Annotated in this window: 24 protein-coding genes and 2 tRNA genes; 14 read left to right on the forward strand and 12 right to left on the reverse strand. The window is 60.2% G+C overall.

Features of this window, described 5'->3' with window-relative positions; translation table 11 throughout:
• Positions 1-100 precede the first annotated feature (100 nt).
• The 4 genes from ACFWYE_RS06945 (at position 101) to ACFWYE_RS06960 (ending at position 5456) form a co-directional block, all read left to right on the forward strand.
• The gene (locus ACFWYE_RS06945; protein WP_379072706.1) at positions 101-1411 is read left to right on the forward strand and encodes a M23 family metallopeptidase; all 1311 of its coding nucleotides are present in this window, start codon (positions 101-103) and stop codon (positions 1409-1411) included.
• A gap of 410 nt (positions 1412-1821) precedes the next feature.
• Positions 1822-2754: a sugar ABC transporter substrate-binding protein gene (locus ACFWYE_RS06950; protein WP_379072708.1), complete on the forward strand. Its 933-nt coding sequence runs from the start codon at positions 1822-1824 to the stop codon at positions 2752-2754.
• Between the two features lie 91 nt (positions 2755-2845).
• Positions 2846-4381 (forward strand): sugar ABC transporter ATP-binding protein, encoded by a 1536-nt coding sequence (locus ACFWYE_RS06955; RefSeq protein ID WP_379110416.1) that lies wholly within the window; start codon positions 2846-2848, stop codon positions 4379-4381.
• A gap of 31 nt (positions 4382-4412) precedes the next feature.
• Positions 4413-5456 carry an ABC transporter permease gene (locus tag ACFWYE_RS06960; protein ID WP_379072712.1) on the forward strand — a complete coding sequence of 348 codons (1044 nt, stop codon included), beginning with the start codon at positions 4413-4415 and terminating at the stop codon, positions 5454-5456.
• A gap of 138 nt (positions 5457-5594) precedes the next feature.
• On the opposite strand, the gene ACFWYE_RS06965 is transcribed toward ACFWYE_RS06960, so the two are convergent.
• A tRNA-Val gene (locus tag ACFWYE_RS06965) sits at positions 5595-5670 on the reverse strand.
• A gap of 212 nt (positions 5671-5882) precedes the next feature.
• Here ACFWYE_RS06965 and ACFWYE_RS06970 point away from each other — a divergent pair.
• Positions 5883-5959, forward strand: a tRNA-Asp gene (locus ACFWYE_RS06970).
• Between the two features lie 282 nt (positions 5960-6241).
• Positions 6242-8326 (forward strand): O-antigen ligase family protein, encoded by a 2085-nt coding sequence (locus ACFWYE_RS06975; RefSeq protein ID WP_379110417.1) that lies wholly within the window; start codon positions 6242-6244, stop codon positions 8324-8326.
• Between the two features lie 92 nt (positions 8327-8418).
• Here ACFWYE_RS06975 and hupB read toward each other — a convergent pair whose 3' ends face one another.
• The 4 genes from hupB to clpP form a co-directional block, all read right to left on the reverse strand.
• A complete protein-coding gene (gene hupB, locus ACFWYE_RS06980) occupies positions 8419-8691 on the reverse strand; it encodes a DNA-binding protein HupB (protein ID WP_129410362.1) in 273 nt (90 codons plus the stop codon).
• Between the two features lie 297 nt (positions 8692-8988).
• Entirely contained in the window at positions 8989-11397 is a 2409-nt protein-coding gene (lon, locus tag ACFWYE_RS06985) for an endopeptidase La (RefSeq protein WP_379072716.1), read from the reverse strand.
• 268 nt (positions 11398-11665) lie between these two features.
• Positions 11666-12940, reverse strand: coding sequence for an ATP-dependent Clp protease ATP-binding subunit ClpX (clpX, locus tag ACFWYE_RS06990; RefSeq protein ID WP_054308708.1), 1275 nt, complete (start codon positions 12938-12940; stop codon positions 11666-11668).
• A 304-nt stretch (positions 12941-13244) separates the two neighbouring features.
• Complete coding sequence (gene clpP, locus ACFWYE_RS06995; RefSeq protein WP_144223873.1) at positions 13245-13874, reverse strand: ATP-dependent Clp endopeptidase proteolytic subunit ClpP; 630 nt, start codon at positions 13872-13874, stop codon at positions 13245-13247.
• A 238-nt stretch (positions 13875-14112) separates the two neighbouring features.
• On the opposite strand from clpP, the gene ACFWYE_RS07000 reads away from it, so the two are divergent.
• Positions 14113-14703 carry a hypothetical protein gene (locus ACFWYE_RS07000; protein ID WP_129410366.1) on the forward strand — a complete coding sequence of 197 codons (591 nt, stop codon included), beginning with the start codon at positions 14113-14115 and terminating at the stop codon, positions 14701-14703.
• A 70-nt stretch (positions 14704-14773) separates the two neighbouring features.
• Here the strand turns inward: ACFWYE_RS07000 and ACFWYE_RS07005 are convergent, their stop codons facing one another.
• Positions 14774-15463 (reverse strand): DUF4336 domain-containing protein, encoded by a 690-nt coding sequence (locus ACFWYE_RS07005; RefSeq protein ID WP_379110634.1) that lies wholly within the window; start codon positions 15461-15463, stop codon positions 14774-14776.
• Between the two features lie 57 nt (positions 15464-15520).
• Here ACFWYE_RS07005 and ACFWYE_RS07010 point away from each other — a divergent pair, with 57 nt between their 5' ends.
• The 3 genes from ACFWYE_RS07010 (at position 15521) to ACFWYE_RS07020 (ending at position 17542) form a co-directional block, all read left to right on the forward strand.
• Complete coding sequence (locus ACFWYE_RS07010; protein ID WP_379110419.1) at positions 15521-16108, forward strand: TetR/AcrR family transcriptional regulator; 588 nt, start codon at positions 15521-15523, stop codon at positions 16106-16108.
• A 4-nt stretch (positions 16109-16112) separates the two neighbouring features.
• Entirely contained in the window at positions 16113-16511 is a 399-nt protein-coding gene (locus ACFWYE_RS07015; RefSeq protein WP_379110421.1) for a hypothetical protein, read from the forward strand.
• 275 nt (positions 16512-16786) lie between these two features.
• On the forward strand, positions 16787-17542 hold the full coding sequence (locus tag ACFWYE_RS07020; protein ID WP_379110422.1) for an SDR family oxidoreductase: 756 nt from the start codon (positions 16787-16789) through the stop codon (positions 17540-17542).
• 103 nt (positions 17543-17645) lie between these two features.
• Here the strand turns inward: ACFWYE_RS07020 and ACFWYE_RS07025 are convergent, their stop codons facing one another.
• Entirely contained in the window at positions 17646-18749 is a 1104-nt protein-coding gene (locus ACFWYE_RS07025) for an NAD(P)/FAD-dependent oxidoreductase (protein ID WP_379110423.1), read from the reverse strand.
• Positions 18750-18808: 59 nt separating this feature from the next.
• On the opposite strand from ACFWYE_RS07025, the gene ACFWYE_RS07030 reads away from it, so the two are divergent.
• From ACFWYE_RS07030 to ACFWYE_RS07045, 4 genes are all read left to right on the forward strand, one after another.
• Positions 18809-19138: a barstar family protein gene (locus ACFWYE_RS07030; protein WP_379072727.1), complete on the forward strand. Its 330-nt coding sequence runs from the start codon at positions 18809-18811 to the stop codon at positions 19136-19138.
• Positions 19139-19147: 9 nt separating this feature from the next.
• Positions 19148-20395 (forward strand): cytochrome P450, encoded by a 1248-nt coding sequence (locus tag ACFWYE_RS07035; protein WP_379110424.1) that lies wholly within the window; start codon positions 19148-19150, stop codon positions 20393-20395.
• Positions 20392-20976 carry a class I SAM-dependent methyltransferase gene (locus ACFWYE_RS07040; RefSeq protein WP_379072729.1) on the forward strand — a complete coding sequence of 195 codons (585 nt, stop codon included), beginning with the start codon at positions 20392-20394 and terminating at the stop codon, positions 20974-20976. The genes ACFWYE_RS07035 and ACFWYE_RS07040 overlap by 4 nt, the downstream gene beginning before the upstream one ends.
• A 117-nt stretch (positions 20977-21093) precedes the next feature.
• A complete protein-coding gene (locus ACFWYE_RS07045) occupies positions 21094-21906 on the forward strand; it encodes a methyltransferase domain-containing protein (protein ID WP_379110425.1) in 813 nt (270 codons plus the stop codon).
• A gap of 8 nt (positions 21907-21914) precedes the next feature.
• On the opposite strand, the gene ACFWYE_RS07050 is transcribed toward ACFWYE_RS07045, so the two are convergent.
• From ACFWYE_RS07050 to ACFWYE_RS07070, 5 genes are all read right to left on the reverse strand, one after another.
• Entirely contained in the window at positions 21915-22265 is a 351-nt protein-coding gene (locus tag ACFWYE_RS07050; protein ID WP_379072733.1) for a cupin domain-containing protein, read from the reverse strand.
• 44 nt (positions 22266-22309) lie between these two features.
• Positions 22310-23593, reverse strand: a complete 1284-nt coding sequence (locus ACFWYE_RS07055) for an O-acetylhomoserine aminocarboxypropyltransferase (protein WP_379110427.1) — start codon at positions 23591-23593, stop codon at positions 22310-22312.
• A gap of 146 nt (positions 23594-23739) precedes the next feature.
• Positions 23740-24261, reverse strand: coding sequence for a CoA-binding protein (locus tag ACFWYE_RS07060; protein WP_379072737.1), 522 nt, complete (start codon positions 24259-24261; stop codon positions 23740-23742).
• Positions 24258-25022, reverse strand: coding sequence for a GNAT family N-acetyltransferase (locus ACFWYE_RS07065; protein ID WP_379110429.1), 765 nt, complete (start codon positions 25020-25022; stop codon positions 24258-24260). Before ACFWYE_RS07065 ends, ACFWYE_RS07060 begins: the two co-directional genes overlap by 4 nt.
• A 52-nt stretch (positions 25023-25074) precedes the next feature.
• Positions 25075-25893, reverse strand: coding sequence for an enoyl-CoA hydratase (locus ACFWYE_RS07070; RefSeq protein ID WP_379110431.1), 819 nt, complete (start codon positions 25891-25893; stop codon positions 25075-25077).
• Positions 25894-26051: the final 158 nt, after the last annotated feature.

Below are 26051 nucleotides of genomic sequence, written 5' to 3' on the forward strand. Positions count from 1 at the left end.
ACGGACCTTAAAGCTGCGCGGATCGTGCAGGGCAAGCCTTTGTTAACCATAACAAGTGCCTAATGGGCATTGTTGGGGTAGCAAACGAAAGCCTGGTCCGGTGAACGCAAACGGTCAGTCGGCAGTGTTCGGCAGGCGCAAGGAGCCGCATACGGTCATCATCGCCCGTGGCGATGAAATCCGGCACTTCACGGTGCGTCCCTGGATGATTGCGTGTCTGGGTTCAGTCGTTGCCGCCGTCGTCGTCGGTTACCTGCTGGCCACATCCTATCTTGTTTTCCGCGACGACCTTATCGGCGCAACGACCGCTCGCCAGGCCCGCATGCAGCAGGCTTACGAGGACCGCATCTCCGCACTGCGTGCGCAGGTGGACCGGATCACCAGCCGGCAATTGCTCGACCAGCAATTGATGGAGACCAAGGTCGGTGAATTGCTGGCGCGTCAGACCCAGCTCAGCCAGCGTCATGGCCGGCTTGGACCTATCCTCGAACGCGCAGAAACTCTCGAAGGGATCAGCCCGGAACTGCAAAATCCAACGCCGACCGCTCCGGCCGATCGAACCAAGCCTGAAGACCACGCTGCGCTCATCGGCAACAAAGCGATGCCGGAGCTTGCCGCGCTGGCCAGCATGGGCGGCAGTTCCGAGGCTCCGGCATTTTCACGCTGGTCAACTCGCGCCGACCTGCCTGTGGACGCGTCTTCCGCAGACCGCGCCGACAAGTTGTTTGGGGCCATCAATCAATCGCTGCAGGCGATAGAGACGGAGCAGTTGCAGCGCATAACCCGACTTGCCGATACAACCTATCAGAATGCGGATGCCATCAAGGATGCGCTGCAAGCAGCCGGACTGCCTGTGGACGCCGATTTCGGCAAGGATGAGACCGATGTCGGTGGCCCGCTTGTGCCGATTGATCGCGCGACATTGTTTGACACCAAGGTCAAGGAACTGGACGAAGCCCTCGACCAGCTCGACCATCTGCGCAAGGAAGCGAGGCGGTTGCCACTCGCCAATCCCGCCCCGGGACGCGCCGTGACCAGCCCGTTCGGCGTACGCACGGATCCCCTGCTGGGCACCGCGGCGCTGCATTCAGGCATGGACTTCCGTATTCCGCTTGGTTCTCCTGCCCGGGCCACGGCACCCGGCGTAATCACCAAGGCAGGCTGGAACGGTGGCTATGGCCGCATGGTCGAAGTCGATCATGGTCAAGGCTACACAACCCGTTATGCCCATCTCAGCCGCGTCGATGTCGCCATCGGCCAGGCCGTCAAAGCCGGCGACGTCGTCGGCCAGACCGGCTCGTCGGGTCGCTCGACCGGTCCGCATCTGCACTATGAGGTCCGGCACGACGGTGATGCCATCGATCCGTTGCGCTTCCTGAGGATCGGCAAGAAAGTCGAGAAGTACCTGTAAATATTCTCGGATGGCGCGAAGGCCGTCGTCAATTCTCTCGTTTCGAGATTCTCCAGGTCAAGGCCACAACACCGGATAGTCGCGCAAAACCGATCGGTCCTCAGGCAGGCCCGGGCGAGGCACCCGCGCGCCCTGCCCGTGCTCAGCCTTCCATTTCCTAAAGCCCGCAATTTCCTAAAGCCCGCATAGCGCGACTGCCGCCGCAAAAATTCCATATTGACGAATGCGCCATAAAATGGAACAAACATTCCATAAAGAGTTAATACGCTTCAAGCATTCCAATTAATGCTCTGGAGGTCCGTCAAGTGAATTTCCATGCCGTCCCAGGAGGAACATCGGGCCGGCAGGTTTGGGAGCAGGAATCCGGATTGTCAGGTGCGACCGGACACCATCTGTGGAGGAGAACTGAAATGAAGAAGCTTTTGCTGGGCGCAATTGTTACAGCGCTTATGACTGGTACAGCCTTTGCTGGCGACATCGGTGTGTCGATGGCGAATTCGGATACATTCCTGACGGTGCTTCGGAAAGGCATCGAAAAAGCAGCATCCGACGCCAAGCAGCCGGTCCAGATCGAAATCGCCGACGACGATGTCAACAAGCAACTCAGCCAGGTGCAGAACTTCATCGCCGCCAAGGTAGATGCGGTCATCGTCAATCCCGTCGACACCTCGGCCACCGCGAGCATGACCAAGCTCGCCAACGACGCCGGAATCCCGATCGTCTACGTCAATCGCCAGCCAATCGACATGGACAAGCTGGGCAAAGGCGCGTTCGTTGGCTCGAACGAAGTCGATTCCGGCACGTTGGAGACAAAGGAAGTCTGCCGCCAGCTCAAGGAAGCCGGCAAGACGGAAGCCGGCATCCTGGTGATGCAGGGCGACCTGGCCAACCAGGCGGCGGTCATGCGCACCAAGGACGTGCATGACGTGATTGCAACTCCGGACTGCTCATTCATCAAGATCATCGACGAACAGACCGCCGGCTGGGATCCGGTCAAGGCTCAGGATCTGATGACCAACTGGATCGCGGCAGGTCACAAGCCGGATGCTGTCATTTCCAACAATGACAATATGGCCATCGGCGCCATCAACGCGATGAAGGCCGCGGGCTGGGACATGAAAACAGTGATCGTCGGCGGCGTCGACGCCACGCAGGAAGCGCTCGCCTACATGAAGGCCGGGGATCTTGATGTGACGGTCTTCCAGAATGCGGCAGCTCAGGGCGGCGGCGCAATCGAAACCGCAATGAAACTGGCGAAGGGTGAAGCCGTGCAGTCACCGGTATGGGTGCCGTTCGAACTGGTGACCCCAGCCAACATGGATCAGTACATCTCGAAGAACTGACCGGGGCCAGGAGCGCGCCGCATGCGCGGCGCGTCTCTCCCTTCATTTCATCAGCCGTGCATCTGAACCGGGTCTGGGAGGACTGATCGGCATGCAGAGCCCTTTGGCAGCCACAACGCACGACACAGGCATCGTTCCCATCGACAACTACATCCTCGAGGTTGAGGGTGTGCGTAAGGAGTTTCCGGGGGTCCTTGCCCTCGACAATGTACAATTCCGCCTGCGTCGCGGCAGTGTTCATGCCCTGATGGGCGAAAATGGTGCTGGCAAGTCGACGCTGATGAAGATCATCGCCGGAATCTACACCCCCGACTCCGGTTCGTTCCGCTTTCACGACAAAGATATCCGCCTCAGGAGCCCGCTCGACGCCTTGGAAAAAGGCATTGCCATGATCCATCAGGAACTCAACCTGATGGCGCCGATGACGGTGGCCGAAAACATCTGGATCCGGCGCGAACCGACCAACCGTTTCGGTTTCATCGACCATGCGCGGATGCACGCCCAAACCGCTGCGCTGTTCAAGCGACTCAACATCGACCTCGATCCGGATGCCCAGGTCGGCACACTGAGCGTTGCCAATCGACAGATGGTCGAAATCGCTAAGGCGGTGTCTTATGAATCCGACGTGCTGATCATGGACGAACCGACGTCAGCCTTGACCGAACGCGAGGTCGAGCACCTTTTCAAGATCATCCGCAGCCTGCGCGAACAAGGCAAAGGCATCATCTACATCACGCACAAGATGAATGAGCTGTTCGAGATCGCGGACGAATTCTCGGTGTTCCGCGACGGCAGATACATCGCGACCAGAAAATCGACCGAGGTGACCCGCGACGACATCATCCGCATGATGGTCGGGCGCGAGATCACCCAGATGTTCCCGAAGGAAACGGTACCAATCGGAGAGGTGGTGCTTTCCGTGAAGGACCTCGCTCTGAACGGCATCTTCAAGGATGTCACCTTCGAGGTGCGCTCCGGTGAAATTCTGGGCATCGCAGGACTTGTCGGCTCGGGCCGTTCCAACATCGCCGAAACGATCTTCGGCGTTACGCCAGCCGATTCAGGCACGATCGAGCTGTTCGGCAAGACGATACGCGTCGACAACCCCGCCACCGCAATGCGTCATGGCATGGCCTTCCTCACGGAAGACCGCAAGGACACGGGCTGTTTCCTCCTGCTCGACATTCAGGAGAACACCCAAATCGCCGTGCTGCAGTCGGGCTATGTCAAGAATGGCTTCGTCGAGCAAAAGCGTCTTGCCAAGGATTCGATCGACATCAGCAACGCCCTGCGCGTCAAGACACCCGACATGTCGGAGCCGATCAACAACCTGTCCGGCGGCAATCAGCAGAAGGTTCTCATCGGACGCTGGTTGCTGACCAAGCCGAAGATCCTGATTCTCGACGAACCGACGCGGGGCATCGATGTCGGCGCCAAGGCGGAGATCCATCGCCTGATCTCCAAACTGGCGGGCGAAGGCGTCGCAGTGATCATGATCTCATCCGAAATGCCGGAGGTGCTCGGCATGAGCGACCGCATCATGGTGGTTCACGAAGGTCGGGTGACCGGATTTCTGGACCGCGAAGAAGCCAATCAAGTGAAAATCATGGAGCTGGCATCTCACTGAGATTTGCTGCCCCACCTTGGTGGAGACAAACATGACTACGAACGATGTTGCGGGCCCCACACGCATGATAGGGGCAAAGAAACGCCTCCCTCCGGAAGTTTCGATCCTCGCCGTTCTCATAGGGATTGCGCTCGTGTTCGAGATCCTGGGCTGGATTCTGGTTGGCGACAGCTTCCTGATGAACAAGCAGCGCCTCTCCATCATTATCCTGCAGGTGTCGGTCATCGGCATCATTGCAGTCGGTGTCACACAGGTCATCATCACCGGTGGTGTCGACCTGTCTTCCGGTTCGGTTGTCGGTCTCGTTGCCATGGTCGCGGCCAGTCTGGCGCAAACGTCAGTCAACCCACGCGCTGTCTATCCATCGCTGACCGACATCTCGCCAATCTTTGCCATTTTGGCCGGCCTTGCCGTCGGCCTGCTCGCAGGCTGGGTGAACGGCTTCATCATAGCAAAAACCAAGATACCGCCTTTCATCGCCACGCTCGGCATGATGGTGTCGGCACGCGGTCTCGCCAAATGGTACACGCAGGGCCAGCCTGTAGCCTTGCTATCGGATGAGTTCACCTGGTTCGGCAAGAGCTTCGATATCTTCGGCTTCCCACTGCCGCTGCCAGTGATCATCTTCCTGCTGGTTGCGGCGGTCTTCCATGTGGCGCTTGGCTACACGCGCTACGGCAAATTCACCTACGCGATCGGCGCCAATCCACAGGCAGCGCGCGTATCGGGAATCAATATCGGCAACCATCTGATCAAGGTCTATGCCATCGCCGGCCTGCTCTCAGGCCTAGCCGGTGTTGTCACGGCTGCGCGCGCCGCGTCCGGTCAGCCCAATATGGGTGTCGCCTACGAGCTCGATGCGATTGCTGCAGCAGTGATCGGCGGCACGTCCCTTTCCGGCGGCGTTGGACGAATATCCGGAACCCTGATCGGAACCATCATTCTGGGTGTGCTGACCTCGGGATTCACCTTCCTGAAAGTAGGCGCCTACTACCAGGAAATCATCAAGGGCATGATCATCGTAGCCGCCGTGATCATCGACCAGCAGCGTCAGAACCGCCGCAAGAAGGCCTGAGCCGTCTCCTCCCGGGACAGTTATCGCGCCGCACCGGGTCCGGTGCGGCGTTTTCAATTGCCGGGGCATAAGGGCGTCTGCATCGAACGCCGGCGGCTCAGGCTGCCGGTCAAATTCGGATCGTCGTCTTGAGGAATCTGGTGGGCGATGACGGGCTCGAACCGCCGACATCTTCGGTGTAAACGAAGCGCTCTACCAACTGAGCTAATCGCCCGCTCCGGCGCGGACCTTTAAGCAGTTAGCGAACGCTTCGCAAGACCAAATGACAAGATTGAAGGGATGTTAAGCTCGCGCTTTCGCGGCTTTCCAACGGCTTGTCAAAAAACCTTCGCATGAACTGCAATTAGCCGTGACGGGCCGCTTGACACCTGCCGGTGAACCCCTTATCCAGCCGCCAACGACGACACAGACACGTGTCGTCGGTGCGCGGGTGTAGCTCAGTCGGTTAGAGTGCCGGCCTGTCACGCCGGAGGTCGCGGGTTCGAGCCCCGTCACTCGCGCCATTCTAGTTTTCAGCAGAAAGCTGTTGTTTTTCAATCTTCATGCGGCTTTGCCTGCATGAAGATATGGCATGGTCGGTTGTGTCCCTGGCACTATTGTTCTTTCAGCAGGACAACGCCTCTGGCCAAGCCGATCGTCAGCCGCGAAACAGCCCGGCAAAAAGTCGGCACGCTTATCAACACCTCCAAAATCTCTACAATTTAAAGACTGGCGTTGCCGCGCGCTGGCCAAGCTGGTGATTCTGCATATAAAGCGTGCTTCAACCGGAACGTCAGAACCGCAACATGGACCTGCCCATCTTCGCCATCAATCTCGACACCGAAGTCGACCGCTGGGAGGAACTGGCGGGCAATGCCAGTTCCGCGGGACTTTCCTTGCGCCGTGTATCGGCGATCGACGGCAGAGGTCTGCCGGTTGAGAATTGGGACGGCGTGGACCTGGCAACCGCCAGGGCACGGAGCGGGCGAGAGATCCTGCCGACTGAATATGCCTGCTACCAGAGCCATCTGACTGCGTTGCAGACATTCCTGGACGAAGGCAAGCCATACGGTTTGATCATCGAGGACGACGTCGCCTTCAACGAGGACACTCTGAGCCGGATCGAAGCGATTATCGCCGCCGTACCGAATTTCGACGCCATCAAGCTCACCACTCACAGAACCGGGCTGTTCATCCGAGCGGTTACAACCTCGCGAGGCGATGAGATCGGGCGGGCGCTCCATGGTCCGCAGGGCTCCGCAGCCGCCTATCTCGTTACAAGACAAGGCGCGCAGAGGCTGATCTCGAAACTTGCCACCATGACCTTGCCTTGGGACATTGCTCTGGAAAGGTTCTGGGATTCCGGCCTCGAAGTCTATTCGACCCGAAAGAACGTGTTGAGCTTCACATCCCGCAGCGCTGTTTCCAGCATCGCGGGGCCTTCCGGAAGCTACAAGGGCGCCAGATTCTCGTGGTGGAAACGGCTGGGAACGGCCTCCTTCCGCGCCAAGGATCAGTTTCGACGTTTGCATCACGTTTTTCTACGCCCGCCGCTGGACAGCGATGCGGCGGATTTCACAGCGCCCAGACAGCCTCTGTTGTGGCAGATGCTCGCAACACTTCTCGTGCTGGCTTTCGTCTCACCAGTCTGGCGGGAGGCTGACACCTATCGCTACGCCGGGGTTCTCCTTTTCCTGGTGGGCATCTTCCGCTGGCTGGGCAAGGATTTGTGGACATACGGCAAACCGTTGATCGGTGGGGTTGGATATCTCTGTTTTGCCTGGACCTTCTATGTGTTCGCCCGCCTTGCAGCGGTCTATTTCACCACCGGCCAACTCGGCGCGTCTGAAGGCATCTACTTGTTTCCCGCTCTCTATGCGACGACGGGTTTCACACTGCTGGCCTATGTCAGGCGCCCGTCGATCGTGGCTGCATGTTTTATGGTTGCGAGCCTGGCCTTTCTTTCAGCGAGCACCGGCTACGAGGCAATACTTCAAGGCTTGAAACCCGAGACGGTGCTGTTCAACAATCCTATCCATGCGGCGATCGGCGCTGGTTTCATCTTCCTGTGTGCGCTGCAGTTTGCGATTTACACCACGCAGCGCAGCGATCAGGGAGCAGGAGGCAAGGTACTGTTCTGGCTGCTCTCGGCAGCCGTGCTGATTTTTGCCGTCGTCAACATCGTCGCACTGCGGTCGAAGGGCGTGTGGCTTGCTCTGGCTGCAGCGCTGCTCCTGCTGGTTGTCTTGACCGTGCTGCGGGGAAGTCGGCGCTACGTCCTCGTGGGCATGGGCGCGCTGGTCCTGATCCTTGTTGGCCTTTTCTTCTCTTACGGCATCCTGTCATCGACTGCGGGCGACACGCTTGCCTTCGTCGGAAGGTCCATAACTGACGCGACCACAAACGGTGTAGGCAGTGCCCTCGAACACGCCATCAAGAGCGACCTGACGCCTGTATCGGCCAAGGAGCGCTTGATGTTGTGGTCCAACGCGCTTGAAATCTGGAAACATCATCCGATTTTCGGCGCCAGCTCAGCCTGGCTCACCGAATGGCAGAACAGGGCCTATCACACCCAGATCTACGATGTCTTCCACAACGGCTATCTTGAGATCGCCGTCCGCTACGGCATCGCCGGGCTGACGTTCTATGCGTTTCTCTTCATCTGGTCGGCAAGGCAGGTGCAGCAAGCCGCACGGACGAAGCTCATCGAACCAACCGCATGGCATTGCTACATTTCAACGCTGATCTTCTTCGCCATCACACTGCTCAGCAACTCCAACAACCGATTGGCGATCGGCGAGGGTTACATGTGGTTCGCGGCAGCTTTCGGCTTCTATTGTTTCTACCTGCGCCAGCGCGCCAGGCAGGTTCAACCACAGACATATTTCTAGTCCGGGTCGGGGGCTCCCCTCCCGGGCAGGCACCCAACAAAAAAGCCGGGCGCTAGGCCCGGCTTTTCGCAGTTCTGAACAAACAGCGCGCCTTAGTTGACGGCGTCCTTCAGGCCCTTGCCGGCGGTGAACTTCGGCACCGTGCGGGCCGGGATCTTCACTTCCGCGCCGGTCTGCGGGTTGCGGCCGGTCGAGGCAGCGCGCTTCGAAACCGAGAAATTGCCGAAGCCAACCAGACGGACATCGCCACCCTTCTTCAACTCGCCGGTGATAACGGCAAACACCGCATCCACCGCCGACTGCGCGTCACCCTTCGAGATCTTCGCGGCATCGGCGACAGCGGACACCAGTTCGTTCTTGTTCATCAAAATTCCCTTCCATGAGAACACCGGAACTTACGACTCATCCGGCAGGGATTGGACTTTAGAAAGAAGCGTTCCGACAACCAAGCCAAAAGACCGACAAAAGAACGAAAAAAGCCCGGAAAACCGGGCTTTTTCACAAAAAAGCCGGGCACAGGGCCCGGCTTTTCATTTGTGCATTGCACTCTTAGCCGACGCTCACTTAGCAACCCGAAAACCGAAATCGATTCTCGGCAAGCACAAAGCACGGCTCCAGAACCTCAGAGCAGCCTTCGCGCGCCCTAACGGACGCGCGAAGCTCTAGTGAGCAAGCGACTTTCCAGCGTCATCGACATCGGCGTTTGCCGGGGCGTTAACCGGCTCCACCCACTCGATCGGCTCAGGCATCCTGACCAGCGCGTGCCGCAGCACTTCGCCGACACGCGAGACCGGAATGATCTCCATCCCGTTCTTCACATTGTCCGGAATCTCCGCCAGGTCCTTGGCGTTGTCTTCCGGGATCAGCACCTTCTTGATGCCGCCACGCAGTGCTGCAAGCAGCTTCTCCTTGAGGCCGCCAATCGGCAGGATGCGACCACGAAGCGTGATCTCGCCGGTCATCGCCACATCAGCCCGGACCGGAATACCGGTCAGGATCGACACAATGGCGGTGGCCATGGCCGCACCGGCGGACGGACCGTCCTTCGGCGTGGCGCCTTCCGGCAGGTGCACGTGGATGTCACGCTTGTCGAACAGCGGCGGCTCGACACCGAAATCGAGCGCCCTGCTGCGGACGTAGGACGCCGCCGCCGAGATCGATTCCTTCATGACGTCGCGCAGGTTGCCGGTCACCGTCATCTTGCCCTTACCGGGCATCATGACGCCTTCCACGGTCAGCAACTCGCCACCGACTTCCGTCCAGGCCAGACCAGTAACGACACCGACCTGATCGTCGGACTCCGCACGGCCGAAACGATACCGCTCGACACCGAGATAGTCCGCCAGATTGGCAGCCGTGATCTTCACCGACTTCTTCTTGGTCTTGAGGATCTCGGTCACCGCCTTGCGGCCAAGCTTCATCAGCTCACGCTCGAGGCTGCGGACGCCGGCCTCGCGGGTGTAGGTCTGGATGACAGCACGGATGGCGTCCTCGGAAACCGAGAACTCCTTCGGCTGCAGCGCGTGGTCACGCACCACCTTGGGCAGCAGGTGCCGCTTGGCGATCTCGATCTTCTCGTCCTCGGTGTAGCCGGCGATACGAATGATCTCCATGCGATCCATCAAAGGCGCAGGGATGTTCAGCGTATTGGCCGTCGTCACGAACATCACGCTCGAGAGGTCGTATTCGACCTCCAGATAGTGATCCATGAACGTCGCATTCTGTTCCGGATCGAGCACCTCGAGCAGCGCCGAAGACGGGTCACCACGGAAGTCCTGGCCCATCTTGTCGATCTCATCGAGCAGGAAGAGCGGGTTGGACTTCTTCGCTTTCTTCATCGACTGGATGACCTTGCCGGGCATCGAACCGATATAAGTGCGGCGGTGACCGCGGATCTCGGCCTCGTCACGCACGCCGCCAAGCGCCATGCGGATGAATTCGCGACCGGTCGCCTTGGCGATCGACTTGCCGAGCGAGGTCTTGCCGACGCCGGGAGGGCCGACGAGGCACAGGATCGGCCCCTTCAGCTTCTTCTGGCGGCTCTGCACGGCGAGGTACTCGACAATGCGGTCCTTGACCTTGTCCAGGCCATAGTGATCGGTATCGAGCACGTCCTGCGCGAAGTTCAGGTCCTGCTTGACCTTGGAGTTCCTGCCCCACGGAATGGACAGGATCCAGTCGAGATAGTTGCGCACGACCGTGGCCTCGGCGGACATCGGCGACATGGTGCGCAGCTTCTTGAGCTCCGCCTCCGCCTTTTCCCTGGCCTCCTTGGTCAGCTTGGTCTTCTTGATGCGCGCCTCGATCTCGGCGGCCTCGTCGCGACCGTCCTCGCCTTCGCCCAGCTCCTTCTGGATCGCCTTCATCTGCTCATTGAGGTAGTACTCGCGCTGTGTCTTCTCCATCTGGCGCTTGACGCGCGAGCGGATGCGCTTCTCCACCTGCAGGACGGAGATCTCGGCTTCCATGAAGCCCATCGCCTTCTCGAGACGCTCCTTGACGGAAAGCGTGGCGAGCATCTCCTGCTTCTCGGGGATCTTGATGGCGAGATGCGAGGCAACCGTGTCGGCGAGCTTGGAATAGTCGTCAATCTGGCTGGCCGCGCCGACCACCTCAGGAGAGATCTTCTTGTTCAGCTTGACGTAGTTCTCGAAGTCCGAAACCACGGAACGAGCCAGCGCCTCAACCTCGACCTCTTCCTCCTCGGGTTCGGCCAGAACACCGGCCTTGGCCTCATGATAGTCGGTGCGGTCGGTAAAGGTCACGATCTTGGCGCGTGCCACGCCCTCGACCAGCACCTTCACGGTGCCATCGGGAAGCTTCAGCAGCTGCAACACATTGGCCAGCGTGCCGATATCGTAGATCGCATCGGGCTCGGGATCGTCATCGGCGGCGTTCATCTGGGTGGCAAGCAGGATCTGCTTTTCCTGGCCCATCACTTCTTCGAGCGCCTTGATCGATTTCTCGCGCCCGACGAAGAGCGGAACGATCATGTGTGGGAACACCACGATGTCGCGAAGCGGAAGAACCGCAAAGGCGCCGTCACCGGTAGCCTTGGATATTTTGGCCATTGTCCAACCTTTCCTTCGCGATCGCCTTTGGCCAATCGCGAATCTCATATTAACGACCGCGGACCATTCCGCCTACCACCGATTGTGACGGGAGTTTTGCAGCACAGAATTCGGCCCGTGGCCTTCGCATGTTAAGTGGATAAGTCACCGGCAAAGATCAAGGTCCACCTTCACCTACCTTTAGTGCTAGGTAACCCGCCAGCAGAACCTTATCCGCGAAACGAAAACGGCGCCGAACGGCGCCGCTTCGATCTTGAAAAAGGACTTGTCAGGCGCTGACGTTGCCCTTCTTTTCCTTCTGCTCGGAATAGATGTAGAGCGGCCGGGCGTTGCCCGAAACGACTTCTTCCGAGATCACGACTTCGCGGACGCCTTCGAGCGCCGGCAGCTCGAACATGGTGTCGAGCAAAATGGCTTCCATGATCGAACGCAGGCCGCGAGCGCCGGTCTTGCGCTCGATGGCGCGCTTGGCGATCGCCGACAGCGCATTCTCATGGAAGGTGAGATCCACGCTCTCCATCTCGAACAGGCGCTGGTACTGCTTGACCAGCGCGTTCTTCGGCTCGGTCAGGATCTGGATCAGCGCAGGCTCATCGAGATCCTCGAGCGTCGCCAGAACCGGCAGACGACCGACGAATTCCGGGATCAGGCCGAACTTCAGCAGATCCTCGGGTTCGACCTGGCGGAACAGATCACCGGTGCGGCGATCTTCCGGCGAGGCGACCGTCGCACCGAAACCGATCGAGGTCTTGCGGCCACGGTCGGAGATGATCTTGTCCAGCCCGGCAAACGCACCACCGCAAATGAACAGGATGTTCGCGGTGTCGACCTGCAGGAACTCCTGCTGCGGATGCTTGCGGCCACCCTGCGGCGGCACCGAGGCAACCGTGCCTTCCATGATCTTCAGAAGCGCCTGCTGGACGCCCTCGCCCGACACGTCGCGGGTGATCGAAGGATTGTCCGACTTGCGGCTGATCTTGTCGATCTCGTCGATGTAGACGATGCCGCGCTGCGCGCGCTCGACATTGTAATCAGCCGACTGCAGCAGCTTCAGGATGATGTTCTCGACATCCTCGCCGACATAGCCGGCTTCGGTCAGCGTCGTGGCGTCAGCCATGGTGAACGGCACGTCGATGATGCGGGCCAGGGTCTGGGCGAGCAACGTCTTGCCGCAGCCGGTCGGGCCGATCAGAAGGATGTTCGACTTCGCCAGCTCGACGTCGTTGTTCTTGCCGGCGTGCGCGAGGCGCTTGTAGTGATTGTGGACGGCCACCGACAGCACGCGCTTGGCGTAAGGCTGACCAATGACATAGTCGTCCAGAACCTTCAGGATTTCCTGCGGTGTCGGCACGCCTTCGCGCGACTTCACCATCGAGGTCTTGTTCTCCTCGCGGATGATGTCCATGCACAATTCGACGCATTCATCGCAGATGAACACCGTCGGTCCGGCGATCAGCTTGCGCACCTCGTGCTGGCTCTTGCCACAGAAGGAGCAATACAGGGTGTTCTTGGAGTCACCGCCGCTGTTGCTGACCTTACTCATCGTCCCAGTCCTTTCATGGGCACCCGCCGATGGTTTGGCGTATGGCACACCTACATATCTATCGCGGGAATCCGCGCCGGCCAGTGGTCTGGCTCCTGCAACGCATTCCGTACGAAACACAAATCAGAAAACGTGGCAATGATTCCTGCAGCCCCACGGAAAGCTAAGCCGCCGAAAATCAACATAGCCTTAACGTAGGCAATCGTCGTCGTCGAGGAAACAGCCAATTGTGGCTGAAATGCCGCAAACCACACCAAAAGCGTGGTCTGCCGCCGACAACTGACAATTTTAGTCGGGCCGACTATCAGCTTGCGGCCGTTTCCGCTGGCTCACGGCTCTCGATGACCTTGTCGATAAGGCCGAAATCCCGGGCCTCGTCGGCGGTCATGAAATGGTCGCGGTCGAGCGTCTTTTCAATGGTCTCGTAGTCCTTGCCGGTGTGCTTGACATAGACCTCGTTCAGACGACGCTTGAGCTTGATGATGTCCTGGGCGTGGCGTTCGATGTCGGAGGCCTGGCCCTGGAAGCCACCCGATGGCTGATGCACCATGATGCGGGCGTTCGGCGTGGCAAAGCGCATGTCCTTGTGGCCGGCGCAGAGCAGCAACGAGCCCATCGATGCGGCCTGGCCGATACAGAGCGTCGAAACCGCCGGCTTGATGAACTGCATCGTGTCATAGATCGCCATGCCAGACGTCACCACGCCACCTGGCGAATTGATGTAGAGGTTGATTTCCTTCTTCGGGTTCTCTGCTTCCAGGAAAAGCAGCTGCGCGCAAACCAGCGTCGCCATGCCGTCCTCGACCGGGCCGGTGATGAAGATGATGCGTTCCTTGAGAAGACGCGAGAAGATGTCATATGCTCGTTCGCCGCGATTGGTCTGTTCGACCACCATCGGAACGAGGTTCATGTAGGTTTCGATGGGGCTCTTCATAAATGGTCCCTTGCCTGGATGGGTTTCCGCGCCGAACGGGCGGAATCGATGCTGACGGTCGTTTCCGTAGATAGGATGCCGGCTCACCCTAGCGCAAGACCGTGCCGCCTAGCCATCCGGCCAGCGCATTTTATGGCCTTGCCGCCGTTAACGAATTTTAAAGAATTCACTTTCCCGCGCACTACCGTCCGTTAAAGTTGAAGCGAGCGGCGTCAGTTCGCGTAAAAAGGGGTGGCATATGTTGAAGAAGCAGCTTTCGCTGGCCGTGTCCGCGCTGATCATGCTCGGTACCGCCTCGGAAACAGTGGCCGGCGGCCGCGCGGTCGAATGTTACGAGCCGTACCGGACACGTCCGGTCTACGACACCATCTATGGCGAGGAGCAGGTCAGTCCCGGCTACAGCCGCGTGGTCAGGACGCCTCCGATCTATGGTACGCGCCAGCGTGCCGTGCTGATCCGACCGGAACGTGTCACCTATGAGGTGATCCCTGCGGTCGTCGATACGCGTTACCGCACCGTGCAGGTCTCGGATGGCGGCTATGGCTGGGAATGGCGCTGGATCAACGGCCGCCGTGTACTGTGCAAGATCAAATACAAGCCACGCTATGAGAGGGTGGCAGAAACCGTCGTGATCCAGCCGGAATCGCGCCGCCGCGTCGTCATCCCCGCGGAATATGGCTACGAAACCGAACAGGTGGTCGTGCAGCCGGGATCGGAGCGCGTGCTGGAGGTGCCGCCGACCTATCGACAGGTCGCCCGCCGCGTGATGGTCTCCGAAGGCCAGACCGGCTGGCGCCGCGTGCACATTCCGCGGCACTGCCAATACTGAGCAGACAGCCTGCTGACAAAGCCGGGGCATTTGCTCCGGCTTTTTGCCGATACCGACTGGATGGCCACGCTCAAATCAGCCAACGGAACGCGCGACGCAAGAACGCCTGCCCGTCCCGCGTTATCGGGTCGCCATGAGCCATCAAAACCTTGTCCGCAGGCCAGGCCAGGACTTTCTCGATTGAGGCACGTGCGGCCCGCCTGTCCGTGAACGCGATCCGGAATTTGCGGGGCACGGACGCCTCGGCGCCGATCATCAGGTCAAGCCGCGCGACGACCGCTCGCCAGCCAGAGAACCAGCCGGGTTTGAATTGCTGGATCAGATCGCAGAAGAGAGCGGTACGGCTCGCCAGGTGGAAAAACACGACTTCGGTTGTGATGAGGTTTCCGCCCATGACGACCTGCTTCACATCCGTGTTCCAGGCCGGCTGGGCGATGCCGGCGAGGTCACCATCGAACGGGATATCAGGTCGTTTCTCGAGTAACCCTGGCGGGGCAAAGGTCTTCGCTTGTGGAAAAGCGCGCTGCCAGTCACGCAGGAACAGGTGATGCAGTGAATTGGGTGGGATGAGATAGCCCACCTCGCCCAACGCGCTGACCGCCGCTTGCAAGTCGGCTGTAAGGGCTACCGGCGACCAGATGAACAGTCGGTTTCCGGACAGACGAATGACAGCCATGCGCGTCGGATAGTGAAAACCGGCCGCGGCTGTTACGGTCCGGCCTTCGGCAAGCCAGATCTCAGGCCCGAACTGCGTCAGGATGGAAATCACGTCACCACCAATATTTACAGATGAGTAAATTTACACATATGTATAAAAATGCCAAGCTTGAAACGTACTGAGCGATCCAGAAATCTGATCCTCGACGCTGCCGATGAGGCGTTCCGGGAACTAGGGTTTGAAAACACCTCGGTCGAGGAAATCGCCGCGCACGCCGGATTGACCCGCAAGACCGTCTACAACCTGTTCCGCTCGAAGGAAGACATCGCCTTGAACCTCATCGCCCGCGTGGAAGCGAACGATGCCGGTTACCGTGAATTGATGGCGCGCAACATGAACGTCACAGAATTGCTGGAGCTGGTTCTGACGGACAGTGCGCGCTGGTGCATCGCCAACCCATCGCTGGCACGCCTGGCGCTTGCGCCTTCCATAAGACCGTCCCTGGAGCCGCCGTCCGAACGCCCGTCTTTTCAGGGGCTCGTCCGGGACATTCTTGCTCTTGGCCAGCAGCAGGGCCTCGTCCGCAGCGACGAGGAAGCAAATTACATGGCGCTGGTGCTGCTTGGGATCTATGGCCAGGCGATGCTGAACTCCCTTGTGGGAGAAGCATTCGATCACAGTCAGGTACGTCGACTTATCCGCATCGTCGTCGAGGGCATTGGCGAGCGATCTTGGGTTTCCCGCTGAAAGAATGAACCAATCCAGGCGCGCCCGCCAGCTTTTGGTTGGGCGGCCGAGCCTCTATATGTGGCTGATGGAGACGGTGGATTTTTCATCACCAACCAAATCGGACGTGACCCGCCGAGTGGTTTTCGCCATCGTCGGGATTCTCATCGTTGGTACCGGGTTTTGGACGTATTCAGGCTACAGCCGCGTCATCAGAAAGGTTCAAGTCTCGGGCACGGTGATCTCGGTGGCCTCAGCCAGGTCAAGTAACCGATATTTCATTCGACTGGATGGCTCTCAAACCATCATCATACCGGGCCCACCCATCGTGCTCTATCCTAGTGGGTCCACAGTCGTGCTAGAGCGTCGTGTGCACGAAAACGGCTCTATCGACTACCAGTTTCCGCACCAATCAATCGATTGACGTCGGCGACTCGTCGCGTTAGTTCTCCGCCCGCAGTTGCCTGAATGGCGCTGCCGTAGGCGTTACCGTCATCCAACGCGCCTTTCGAGAAGGTCCCGGCTGGGAGATCTCGATCACGAAGGCGCAACGGTATGTCCATTTTTCCTGCTCAGCGGCTGTTAGCCCGCTCGACACATGCCTTGGCAAGAGCACTCTTGCCGGGATGCATGCTGTCCCGCCCTGCACAGCCTGGCCCACCGTCCGCCTTTCCCGACAAGCACCTGAAAGGCAAACCCATGAAAATGACTGGAAACACCATCCTCATCACAGGCGGAACGAGCGGCATCGGTCGCGCGCTGGCCGAGGCTTTCCACGCCCGTGGCAACCGCGTCGTCGTCACAGGACGGCGACAGTCACTGCTCGATGAGATCACGGCGGGACAGCCTGACCTCCACGGCATGCTGCTCGATCTGGCCGATCCGGCCTCGCTCTCCCGCGCCACAGCCGACATCCGGCTGCATTTCCCCGAACTCAACGTGCTCGTTGCCAACGCCGGCATTTCACGAGCGGAAGACATGACTTGCGACAATTGGGATACTTCCGACGCCGAGGCAATTGTCGAAACCAACATACTGGGCGTACTGCGTATCACAGCAGCCCTTCTGCCAACGCTGAAGAGACAGGCCGATGCGACAATCGTCGCCACCAGTTCGAACCTGGCCTTCGTGCCGCGCGCTGATTTTCCCGCCTATTGTGCAAGCAAGGCATTCCTGCATTCCTGGCTGCAATCGCTGCGGCACCAGCTTCGCAACATGCCCGTCGAAGTGCTCGAACTCGCGCCGCCCTATGTGCAGACGGAACTCACAAGTGTTGACCAGGCGTCGGATCCACGCGCGATGCCTGTCGATGCCTTCGTCGCGGAAGTCATGCAATTACTGGAGCAACAGGAGCATCCCGGAGGCGAGGTGCTGGTCGAACGGGATCAGGCCCGGCGTTGGGCCGAACGCGATGGCAGCTATGGGGCTATCTTCGCAGCGATGAACCCCGCTTGAGCAAGCGGATGATGTGAAGGCGAATTCCGTCTGCTTTCGATATCGGGCGACAGCTCAACAACAAGAAGCCGGGTGGTAGATCCGGCTTCTTGTTGTGCGGCAGTCAAACCTGTTCGGCTCGAAGCCAGCGCTTGAGACCTTCGACATCACCGTCACCGACAGCACGGGCGACACGACGACCGACCGAGGCGCCAAATTTGTAACCATGGCCCGAACAGGGCGAAACAATCAGGCACTTGCCCTTTTCGCGCGCCAGAAACTTCTCATCGGCGGTGAATGTGTAGGCACAGGTCACCACATCGGTCACCCGGTATTCGTCGATGCGGGCAATCGGTGGCGAGAACAGGTCGCGGATCCGCTCCCCCTCACCTGGTACCGGTACGCGGTTCCAGTCGGCATCGGCGGCCGGCACCTTGTGCAGGCCCGAGCCGAGCTTCATCCCGGCCCCACGGGTCAGTGGGATCACGTAGCCGTCGGTCTTGCCGCCGATATCGAGGATGACAGGGGCAGCTTCCCAGGCAGAGCGCAGATCGACCGGCGGTTCGACATAGGCAAGCGCAGTACGATAGGTCTTCAGCTCGTCGCCCAGTTCCGGAAACAGCTTCAGCACCCAGGCGCCCGCGGTAACCACCACGCGATCGGCCTGGAGGCTATCGCCATTGGCAAACGTCACTCGCCCAGCCGCGGCGTCGATTGCGGTTGCCCTGCAGTTTTCACGCACGTCAGCGCCGTGCGCGCGCAGCCATTTCGCCAGTCCCTCCGCGATCTTGCGGCAATGCAACGCGCCGCCATCCGGCGAAAAATACGCGTAGCGAAAGCTTCCAGCCTCCAGGAAAGGCCAGCGTTCAACCGCGGCCTCGGGCATCAGCAGCTCAATAGGCCACCCGCCCGCCTCCATGCCCTCGCGATATTCCTCCGCCTCATCGCCTGGTTCACGCGACACGCACAGGAAACCGCGCTGATCGAGATGATCCTCGCCAAGGTCACTCCACAATTCTTCCCAGGCGGCATAGGCCTCGCTGATCAATTGGCCATAACCGCTCCCCGCGCGATAGGCACGACGGATGATCCGATGATGGTCTCCCGAGGCAGCCAGGGGATTGGGAATCGGCCCCTGCTCCAGAATGGAGACGCTGTGTCCGGCCTTGATCAGCGACCATGCGGTGGAGAGGCCGGCGATGCCGGCGCCGACGACGATGACGTTCATATTGGCAACAGCCCTCTGATGCGGGAAAGTCATATCAATTCACAACCCCGGGGCGTTTCTTGCAATATCGTCTTGTGCGCATCGACTGCTCCGAAGTCACCGACATGCATGCCCTTTTTGCCGACGCTTTCGGCTTCCCGGTTTTTTATGGCCGCAACTGGGACGCCTGGATCGACTGCATGTCGCATCTGGACGAACCGGATGCTGGCCTTTCGACCATCCATGTGGAAAAAGGCGGCATCGTTGTCATTCAGCTGGAGCAGGCTGAAGCGCTCAAGCGCAGCCGGCCGGATCTGCTCGCCGCATTGTGCGAAAGTGCGGCCTTCGTGAACTGGCGACGCATCGAGGCCGGCTCCGGCCCGATCCTGTGCCTTTCCTTCGCAAGCTGAGAGCGACTTATGCCGACCAAGCCAGCCTACCTCTCCTTCGACCCGGCGAGCCGGCATGTCAGCCTCGACCCGCACGAGCCTGCTTTCGTTCAGGATCCCTATGACGCCTATGCCTGGCTGCACGCCAACAGTCCGGCCTTCTTCTGGAAGGAATTCGGCTTCTGGTGCCTGGGCGGTTACGACACGGTCAACGGCTTGCTCCGCGACCGCCGCTTCGGTCGACAGAACCCGACCGGTATCCCGGACAGCCGCGGTCTCGACCAGGATCGCAGCCATCTGGCCGCGTTCGACGCGATCGAAGCCAATTCCATGCTGGAGCTCGAGCCGCCGGTGCACACCCGGCTGCGAACACTGGTCAACCGCGCCTTTGTCTCTCGCCAGGTGGAAAGGCTGCGCCCCCGCGTGGAAGCGCTCGCCAACGAACTGATCGATCGCTTCGAGCCAGGCAAACCCGTGGACCTGCTGCCTGCCTACGCGGCGCCACTGCCAATCACCATCATCGCCGAGATGCTCGGCGTCCCAGTCGAAATGGGGCCGCAGTTGCTCGACTGGTCTCACCAGATGGTGGCGATGTACATGCACGGCCGCACCCGCGAGACTGAGGATACGGCCAACCGCGCGGCACGCGAATTCGGCGATTTCCTGCGCGGCTATGTCGCCCAACGGCGCAAGCAGCCAGGCGATGACCTGCTGTCGCTGCTGATCTCCGCCCAGGAAGATGGACAGAAGCTCTCGGAAGACGAGCTGGTTTCCTCGACAATCCTGCTGCTCAATGCCGGTCATGAGGCAACGGTGCACCAGACCGGCAATGCGGTGCGCTCAGTGCTCGCGCAGGGCGGCGATCCGCGACGTTTCTTCACTTCGCCGGAGGCAACCGCCGCTACGGTCGAGGAATGCCTGCGCTACGACGCACCGCTGCACATGTTCACCCGCTACGCCTATCAGGAGATCGAGGTCGTACCGGGTGTGACCATAAAGCCGAACGAGCAGCTCGGCCTCCTGCTTGGAATGGCCAACCGCGATCCCTCAGCTTTTGCGGAGGCAGATCTCTTCAACCCGCAGCGCACCGACCAGAAAAATGTCTCCTTCGGCGCCGGCATACACTTCTGCATTGGAGCCCCATTGGCCAGGCTGGAATTGCAGGTGTCGCTGAAGGCTCTGTTCGAGCGCCTGCCAACGCTGCATTTCGCCGTGGAACCACAATTTCGTGATACCTATCACTTTCACGGGCTGGAGAGGTTAGAGGTTGTAGCTTGAAGGATCAGCCGACACTGGATTTCTATGCACGCGAGGCCGAGGCCTACGCGACGCGCTACCGGGTATCGGAGGAGTTGGGACCTTTCCTTGCACTCGTTCCGGCCGGCGGCCGGATACTGGAACTCGGCTGCGGCGGAGGACAGGACAGCGAGGCAATGCTTGCTGCCGGATTCGACGCCATCCCAACCGACGGCTCGGCAGAGTTGGCCAGGGAGGCCGAAAAGCGGCTGGACCGACGGGTGGAGGTGCTGCTGTTCGAGGACATCGACTTCGTCAACGAATTCGACGGCATCTGGGCAAATGCTTGCCTCCTGCACGCGCCCAAGTCGTCACTGCCCACGATCTTCGAAAATATCCACAAGGCGTTGCGATCCGGCGGCGTACTCTACGCGAGTTTCAAGACCGGAGGCGAGGAACGGATAGATCAGTTTGGCCGCTACTATAACTATCCCGACGAAGCGTACTTGCGGCAGGCGCTCGAGTTCGGGAACTGGTCATCGGTCGAAATATCCCAGCGCGAAGGCTCCGGTTACTACAACCTTCCCGCCATCTGGCTGCATGTGCTGGCGATAAAAGCCTGATCATACGCACGGCAAATCCGAGCAATGGCGTTTTGCGAAATCCTCCGCCCCACAGAGTCGTTCCGTGCTAATCTAGGTTTTTCGCAGTTCACGTCTCGATGAGGGGGAGCGTGCACCATGCGGCAGGACAAATATCTGCTCGGCCGTGGCCCGGCCGAGGAAGCAAGGCTGAAACGGCAGATCGCCAATCTGGCGCCAGACTCCGATGTTCAATTCGAGCGCATCGGCATCAAGCCGGGCGAACGGGTCATCGACCTGGGTTGCGGGCCAGGCGGAGTGTTGCACTTGCTAGGCAAGCGCGTCGGCGTGACCGGCTCGGTGCTCGGCCTCGAGCGCAGCCCGCATTTCGTCGAAATGGCACGCCGTTTCGTCGCCGATCATGCGCTGCCGCAAGTCGAGGTGCGCGAGGGGGACGCCTACGATACCGGACTGGAACGCGGGTCTTTCGACGGTGCGCATATGCGGCTGGTCCTGGTCAATGTACCGGAGCCCCAGCGCATCGTGCGCGAGATGGTGGCACTGGTACGACCTGGAGGCTGGATTGCGAGTTTCGAGGCCGATTTCGGCGCCCATTTCTGCGACCCGGCGCTGCCGGCCTGGAATCGTCTGCTCGATGCCTACATCGCCTACTCGGCGGCTCAAGGGATCGACCTTTTCATCGGCCGGCGCACGCATCGCCTGTTTCGTGAAGCTGGCATGATCGATGTCCATGTCGACGCGGTCTACCATGTCTACCCGCTCGGGCATGATCGGCGGCCGATGCTCTATGAGTTCGTCAACAATGTGCGCGAAAAGATGATCGATCAGGGCTTCATCACGCGGGACGACCTCGAAACGGACATGGCCGCACTCGAAATCCACCTGGCGGATCCCGACGTTCTGGTGACCTCGCACACCTTCTTCAGGGTCTCGGGTCGGGTGCCAGGATAGGCATGCCGTCAGAGCTTGATGACGTATTCCTTGCGAGTCGTTTCAAGCACTTCCCAGCTTCCCCTGAAGCCGGGCCTGAGCACGAAACTGTCGCCAGATCGCACGGTGCGCGCCTCACCACCCTCCTCCGCGATCACGGAGACACCTGAGAGGATGTGACAGAATTCCCACTCGTCGTAGACGATGCGCCATTTTCCCGGCGTCGATTCCCATATGCCGGCGTAGAGACCGCCATCGCGCTCCTCGGCATTCCAGGTGCGGAATTTCGGGTCGCCGGAAACCAGGCGGTCCGCAGCCGGCGCGCCATGCTCCGGCTCGATGCCGTCAATGGAAACGGTGAGGAATTTCGGCTGGCTCATGAAAAAGGCTCCGGTCTGATCCGGAGCCTTCTGTGCCATGCCGATCAGACTTTGGCGAGCGCCTGTTCGAGATCCGCGACGATATCGTTCACGTCCTCGATACCGACCGAGAGACGCACCGTGTCCGGACCTGCACCCGCCGCAACCTTCTGCTCGTCGGAAAGCTGGCGATGCGTGGTCGATGCCGGATGAATGACCAGCGACTTGGTGTCGCCGACATTGGCCAGATGCGAGAACAGTTCCAGCGCCTCGACGAACTTCACGCCGGCCTCGTAGCCCCCCTTGAGACCGAACGTGAAGACAGCGCCCGCGCCCAGCGGCGAGTACTTCTTGTGCAACGCATTGTTCTTGTCCGTCGGCAGGCCGGGGTAGGACACCCAGGACACTTTCGGATGATTGGCGAGCCAGGCCGCCACGGTCGAAGCATTGTCGCAATGGCGCTGCATGCGCAGCGGCAGCGTTTCCAGACCGGTCAGGATCAGGAAGGCATTGAAGGGCGAGATCGCCGGGCCGAAATCGCGCAGGCCGAGTACGCGGGTCGCGATGGCAAAGGCGAAATTGCCGAAGGTCTCGTGCAGCACAACGCCGCCATATTCGGGACGCGGTTCGGACAGCATCGGATACTTGCCGGATTTCGACCAATCGAAGGTGCCGCCGTCGACAATGACGCCACCAATCGAATTGCCATGGCCGCCGATGAACTTGGTCAGCGAATGCACGACGATATCGGCGCCGTGCTCGATCGGGCGCACCAGATAGGGCGTCGCCAGGGTGTTGTCGACGACCAGCGGAATGCCGTGCTTGCGGGCGATATCGCCCAGCTTTTCAATGTCGACGAACTCGCCGTTCGGATTGGCCAGGCTCTCGGCGAAGATGAACTTGGTGTTTTCGTCGATCTGCTTCTCGAAGGTCGACACGTCGTTGGTGTCGCCCCAGCGCACTTCCCAGCCGAAGTTCTTGAAGGCATGGCCGAACTGGTTGATCGAACCGCCGTAGAGCCGACGCGCCGCGACGAAGTTCTCGCCGGATTTCAGCAGCGTGTGCGCTACCAGGAGCTGCGCGGCGTGACCGGACGCCACCGCAAGTGCTGCCGTGCCGCCCTCAAGCGCTGCTACGCGCTCTTCGAGCACCGCCTGTGTCGGGTTCATGATGCGTGTGTAGATGTTGCCGAACGCCTTCAGGCCGAACAGCGAGGCAGCGTGATCTGCGTCGTCGAAGACATAGGATGTAGTCTGGTAGATCGGCGTGGCGCGAGCGCCCGTGGCCGGATCGGGTTTGGCGCCGGCGTGAACCGCGAGCGTGTTGAAACCTGGTGCGCGCTGGCTCATCGAAAACCTCCTCAAATCGCCCCAAAAAATCGCCGGGCATTCTTGGGCGAGCCGCGTAGCGAATGCAAAGAAGATTTTGCCCGGCGAGTGCTATTTTTCAGTGCTGCTGCCAGCGTTTTGGCAAAACCGCGGAAAATTGTTGCTGGCTACCTCTGGCGAACGCCGAAACTCTGGAAACCCTGACGCATGATGGGCTTCTTGGAGGACAGCACCCCCGAATTGACGCCGTTCCAGCCGATCTCGCCGGAGAGGCGACCATATTCGATCTTTGGGCAGCGATTCATCACCACCTTGATGCCGGCGGCCTCCGCCTTCGCGGCCGCCTCGTCGTGACGCACGCCGAGCTGCATCCAGACCACCTTAGGCAAAGGATCGAGCGCCAGCACCTCGTCGACGATGCCTGGCACCGCGGCCGGCGCACGGAAGATGTCGACCATATCGATCGGCTGGGGGATATCCGCCAGCCTGGCATAGGTCATGCGCCCGAGGATTTCCCTGCCAGCATGGCCGGGATTGATTGGAAACACCGAAAATCCCTTGTCCAGCATGTATTTCAGCACGAACCAGCTCGGCCGCACGTCATTGGCGGAAGCACCGACGATGGCGATGGTCTTCACCGAATTGAGGATGCCGGCGATGTAGGCGTTGTCATAGGAGTCGTGGTTCATGCGGCATCCGGTGCGAAACGATAGTGATAGCTGTAGAGCGAGGTGTTGAAGCCCAAAGCCCGGTAAACCGCAAGGGCCGGATGGTTGTCAGCCACCACCTGCAGGCATGCCTTGTCGGCTCCGGCTCCGCGCGCCCAGTTCATCAGGGCGCCGACGGTCTGTTTGGCCAGTCCCTTGCCGCGATGGTCGGGGTGGGTGGCGACCGATTCCACCACAAGCATGCCGTGGCAGATCACACCGTAAGCGATCGAGGCGGTGCGGCCACCGGCCCGCGACGACGCAAAAGCCTTCGGCAGGTCGATAGAAGTCACCATATCGCGAAAGATCAGTGGATCCTTCGCCAGACGATCCCGCAGTTCGAACCAGTTCCCTGTCGGCTCGGTCGTCACCGTCGGCCCGTTGGCGCCGGATCCGGGCGGGGCCGCCAGCGAAGCCAGCAAGGTCAGCGTGCTTGCCTGCGTCGTGTAGCCACGCCGGTCGAGTTCCGACGAAATCTCGCGCGTGAAATCGGTGAGGCGGAAGACCGGCACCTGACCGAAACCACGATAGAAAGCTTCGACCCTATCGATGAGCGCGGCACCACAATGGCGCTCGCCCGCCAACGGATTGGCAGCGTTGGTCCTGCGGATGCCGCCGCCTGAACGGCGCAACAACCAGCCGTCGGCAACCTGCTCCACCGCTGCTGGCCAGGCCTGCCGGCAGGCCTCTTCGACGTGCCAGACGGTGTTGGGCCGGATGTCGAAAACGAGGCTTTGGCTCATTGGCGGGAAAATGCCGGGTGTTTCGGTGTGCGCGACATGGCCGAAAGCGGTGTCACTCGCCCTTCCATTCAGGCTGCCGCTTGCCGATGAAGGCGCCGATACCTTCCTCGGCGTCTCGCGCCAGCATGTTGTCAACCATCACACGCCCGGCATAGTCGTAAGCGTCCGAGAGCCCCATCTCTGCCTGCGCATAAAAGGCTTCCTTGCCGGCGCGGATCGTCAAAGGCGATTTCGAAGCAATGGTTTGCGCGTATTTGGTCACGACCTGATTCAAGTACTCGCGTGGCACGATACGGTTGATCAGGCCGAATTCCTTGGCGGTCGCAGCGTCGACGGTTTCGCCGGTCAACAGCATCTCCATCGCCTGCTTGCGCGGGACATTGCGCGACAGGGCCACCATCGGTGTCGAGCAGAACAGGCCTATGTTGACACCCGGAGTGCAGAATGTCGCCTCATGCGAGGCAATCGCCAGATCACAGCTGGCGACAAGTTGCAGGCCGGCGGCCGTCGCCAGCCCGTCGACCGCCGCGATCACCGGTTTCGGATGACGCACGATGGTCTGCATCAAGGCCGAGCAGGCGGCGAAGGTCTTCTCGAAGAAGGCCCTGCCGCGGTCCTCCTCGTTGCGATGCGCGGTGAGTTCCTTGAGATCGTGTCCAGCACAGAACACCTTGCCCGATGCCGCAAGCACGATGACCCGCACGGAACGGTTGTCGCGCAACCGGTCGAACTCCGCCTGCAAGGCTGCCATGACGGCCAGGGACAGCGCATTGGCTGGTGGGCTGACGAGCGTGATCCGTGCGATGCCATTGGCCTGTTCGACCAGTACCGGCCCGACGGGTTCGGACTTGATGGCGACGATTTCGGCCACGTCTTGATCTCCGCTGCTCGACGACCCCGCCGTCGGATTCGTTCAGTATGGAACAAAAGAACTAGCACGCTGCCGATTGAAGGAAAGGCTTTGAGCATGCTTTCTGAACTTTAGAGCGTTTCCGTTTTCTACGGAAACGCGGAAGCGCTCTAACTCCT

The organism is Mesorhizobium sp. NPDC059025 (genome assembly GCF_042739655.1).
Taxonomy (GTDB): Bacteria; Pseudomonadota; Alphaproteobacteria; order Rhizobiales; family Rhizobiaceae; genus Mesorhizobium.

Coding starts and splice junctions, on each gene's coding strand:
- ACFWYE_RS07065 (WP_379110429.1), bottom strand. CDS start 25,022: ATGAGCCAAAGCCTCGTTTTCGACATCCGGCCCAACACCGTCTGGCAC.
- ACFWYE_RS07010 (WP_379110419.1), top strand. CDS start 15,521: ATGCCAAGCTTGAAACGTACTGAGCGATCCAGAAATCTGATCCTCGAC.
- clpX (WP_054308708.1), bottom strand. CDS start 12,940: ATGAGTAAGGTCAGCAACAGCGGCGGTGACTCCAAGAACACCCTGTAT.
- clpP (WP_144223873.1), bottom strand. CDS start 13,874: ATGAAGAGCCCCATCGAAACCTACATGAACCTCGTTCCGATGGTGGTC.
- ACFWYE_RS07045 (WP_379110425.1), top strand. CDS start 21,094: ATGCGGCAGGACAAATATCTGCTCGGCCGTGGCCCGGCCGAGGAAGCA.
- ACFWYE_RS07050 (WP_379072733.1), bottom strand. CDS start 22,265: ATGAGCCAGCCGAAATTCCTCACCGTTTCCATTGACGGCATCGAGCCG.
- ACFWYE_RS06950 (WP_379072708.1), top strand. CDS start 1,822: ATGAAGAAGCTTTTGCTGGGCGCAATTGTTACAGCGCTTATGACTGGT.
- ACFWYE_RS06955 (WP_379110416.1), top strand. CDS start 2,846: ATGCAGAGCCCTTTGGCAGCCACAACGCACGACACAGGCATCGTTCCC.
- ACFWYE_RS07055 (WP_379110427.1), bottom strand. CDS start 23,593: ATGAGCCAGCGCGCACCAGGTTTCAACACGCTCGCGGTTCACGCCGGC.
- lon (WP_379072716.1), bottom strand. CDS start 11,397: ATGGCCAAAATATCCAAGGCTACCGGTGACGGCGCCTTTGCGGTTCTT.
- ACFWYE_RS07060 (WP_379072737.1), bottom strand. CDS start 24,261: ATGAACCACGACTCCTATGACAACGCCTACATCGCCGGCATCCTCAAT.
- ACFWYE_RS07025 (WP_379110423.1), bottom strand. CDS start 18,749: ATGAACGTCATCGTCGTCGGCGCCGGCATCGCCGGCCTCTCCACCGCA.
- ACFWYE_RS07000 (WP_129410366.1), top strand. CDS start 14,113: ATGTTGAAGAAGCAGCTTTCGCTGGCCGTGTCCGCGCTGATCATGCTC.
- ACFWYE_RS07015 (WP_379110421.1), top strand. CDS start 16,113: ATGAACCAATCCAGGCGCGCCCGCCAGCTTTTGGTTGGGCGGCCGAGC.
- ACFWYE_RS06975 (WP_379110417.1), top strand. CDS start 6,242: ATGGACCTGCCCATCTTCGCCATCAATCTCGACACCGAAGTCGACCGC.
- ACFWYE_RS07020 (WP_379110422.1), top strand. CDS start 16,787: ATGAAAATGACTGGAAACACCATCCTCATCACAGGCGGAACGAGCGGC.
- hupB (WP_129410362.1), bottom strand. CDS start 8,691: ATGAACAAGAACGAACTGGTGTCCGCTGTCGCCGATGCCGCGAAGATC.
- ACFWYE_RS07035 (WP_379110424.1), top strand. CDS start 19,148: ATGCCGACCAAGCCAGCCTACCTCTCCTTCGACCCGGCGAGCCGGCAT.
- ACFWYE_RS06960 (WP_379072712.1), top strand. CDS start 4,413: ATGACTACGAACGATGTTGCGGGCCCCACACGCATGATAGGGGCAAAG.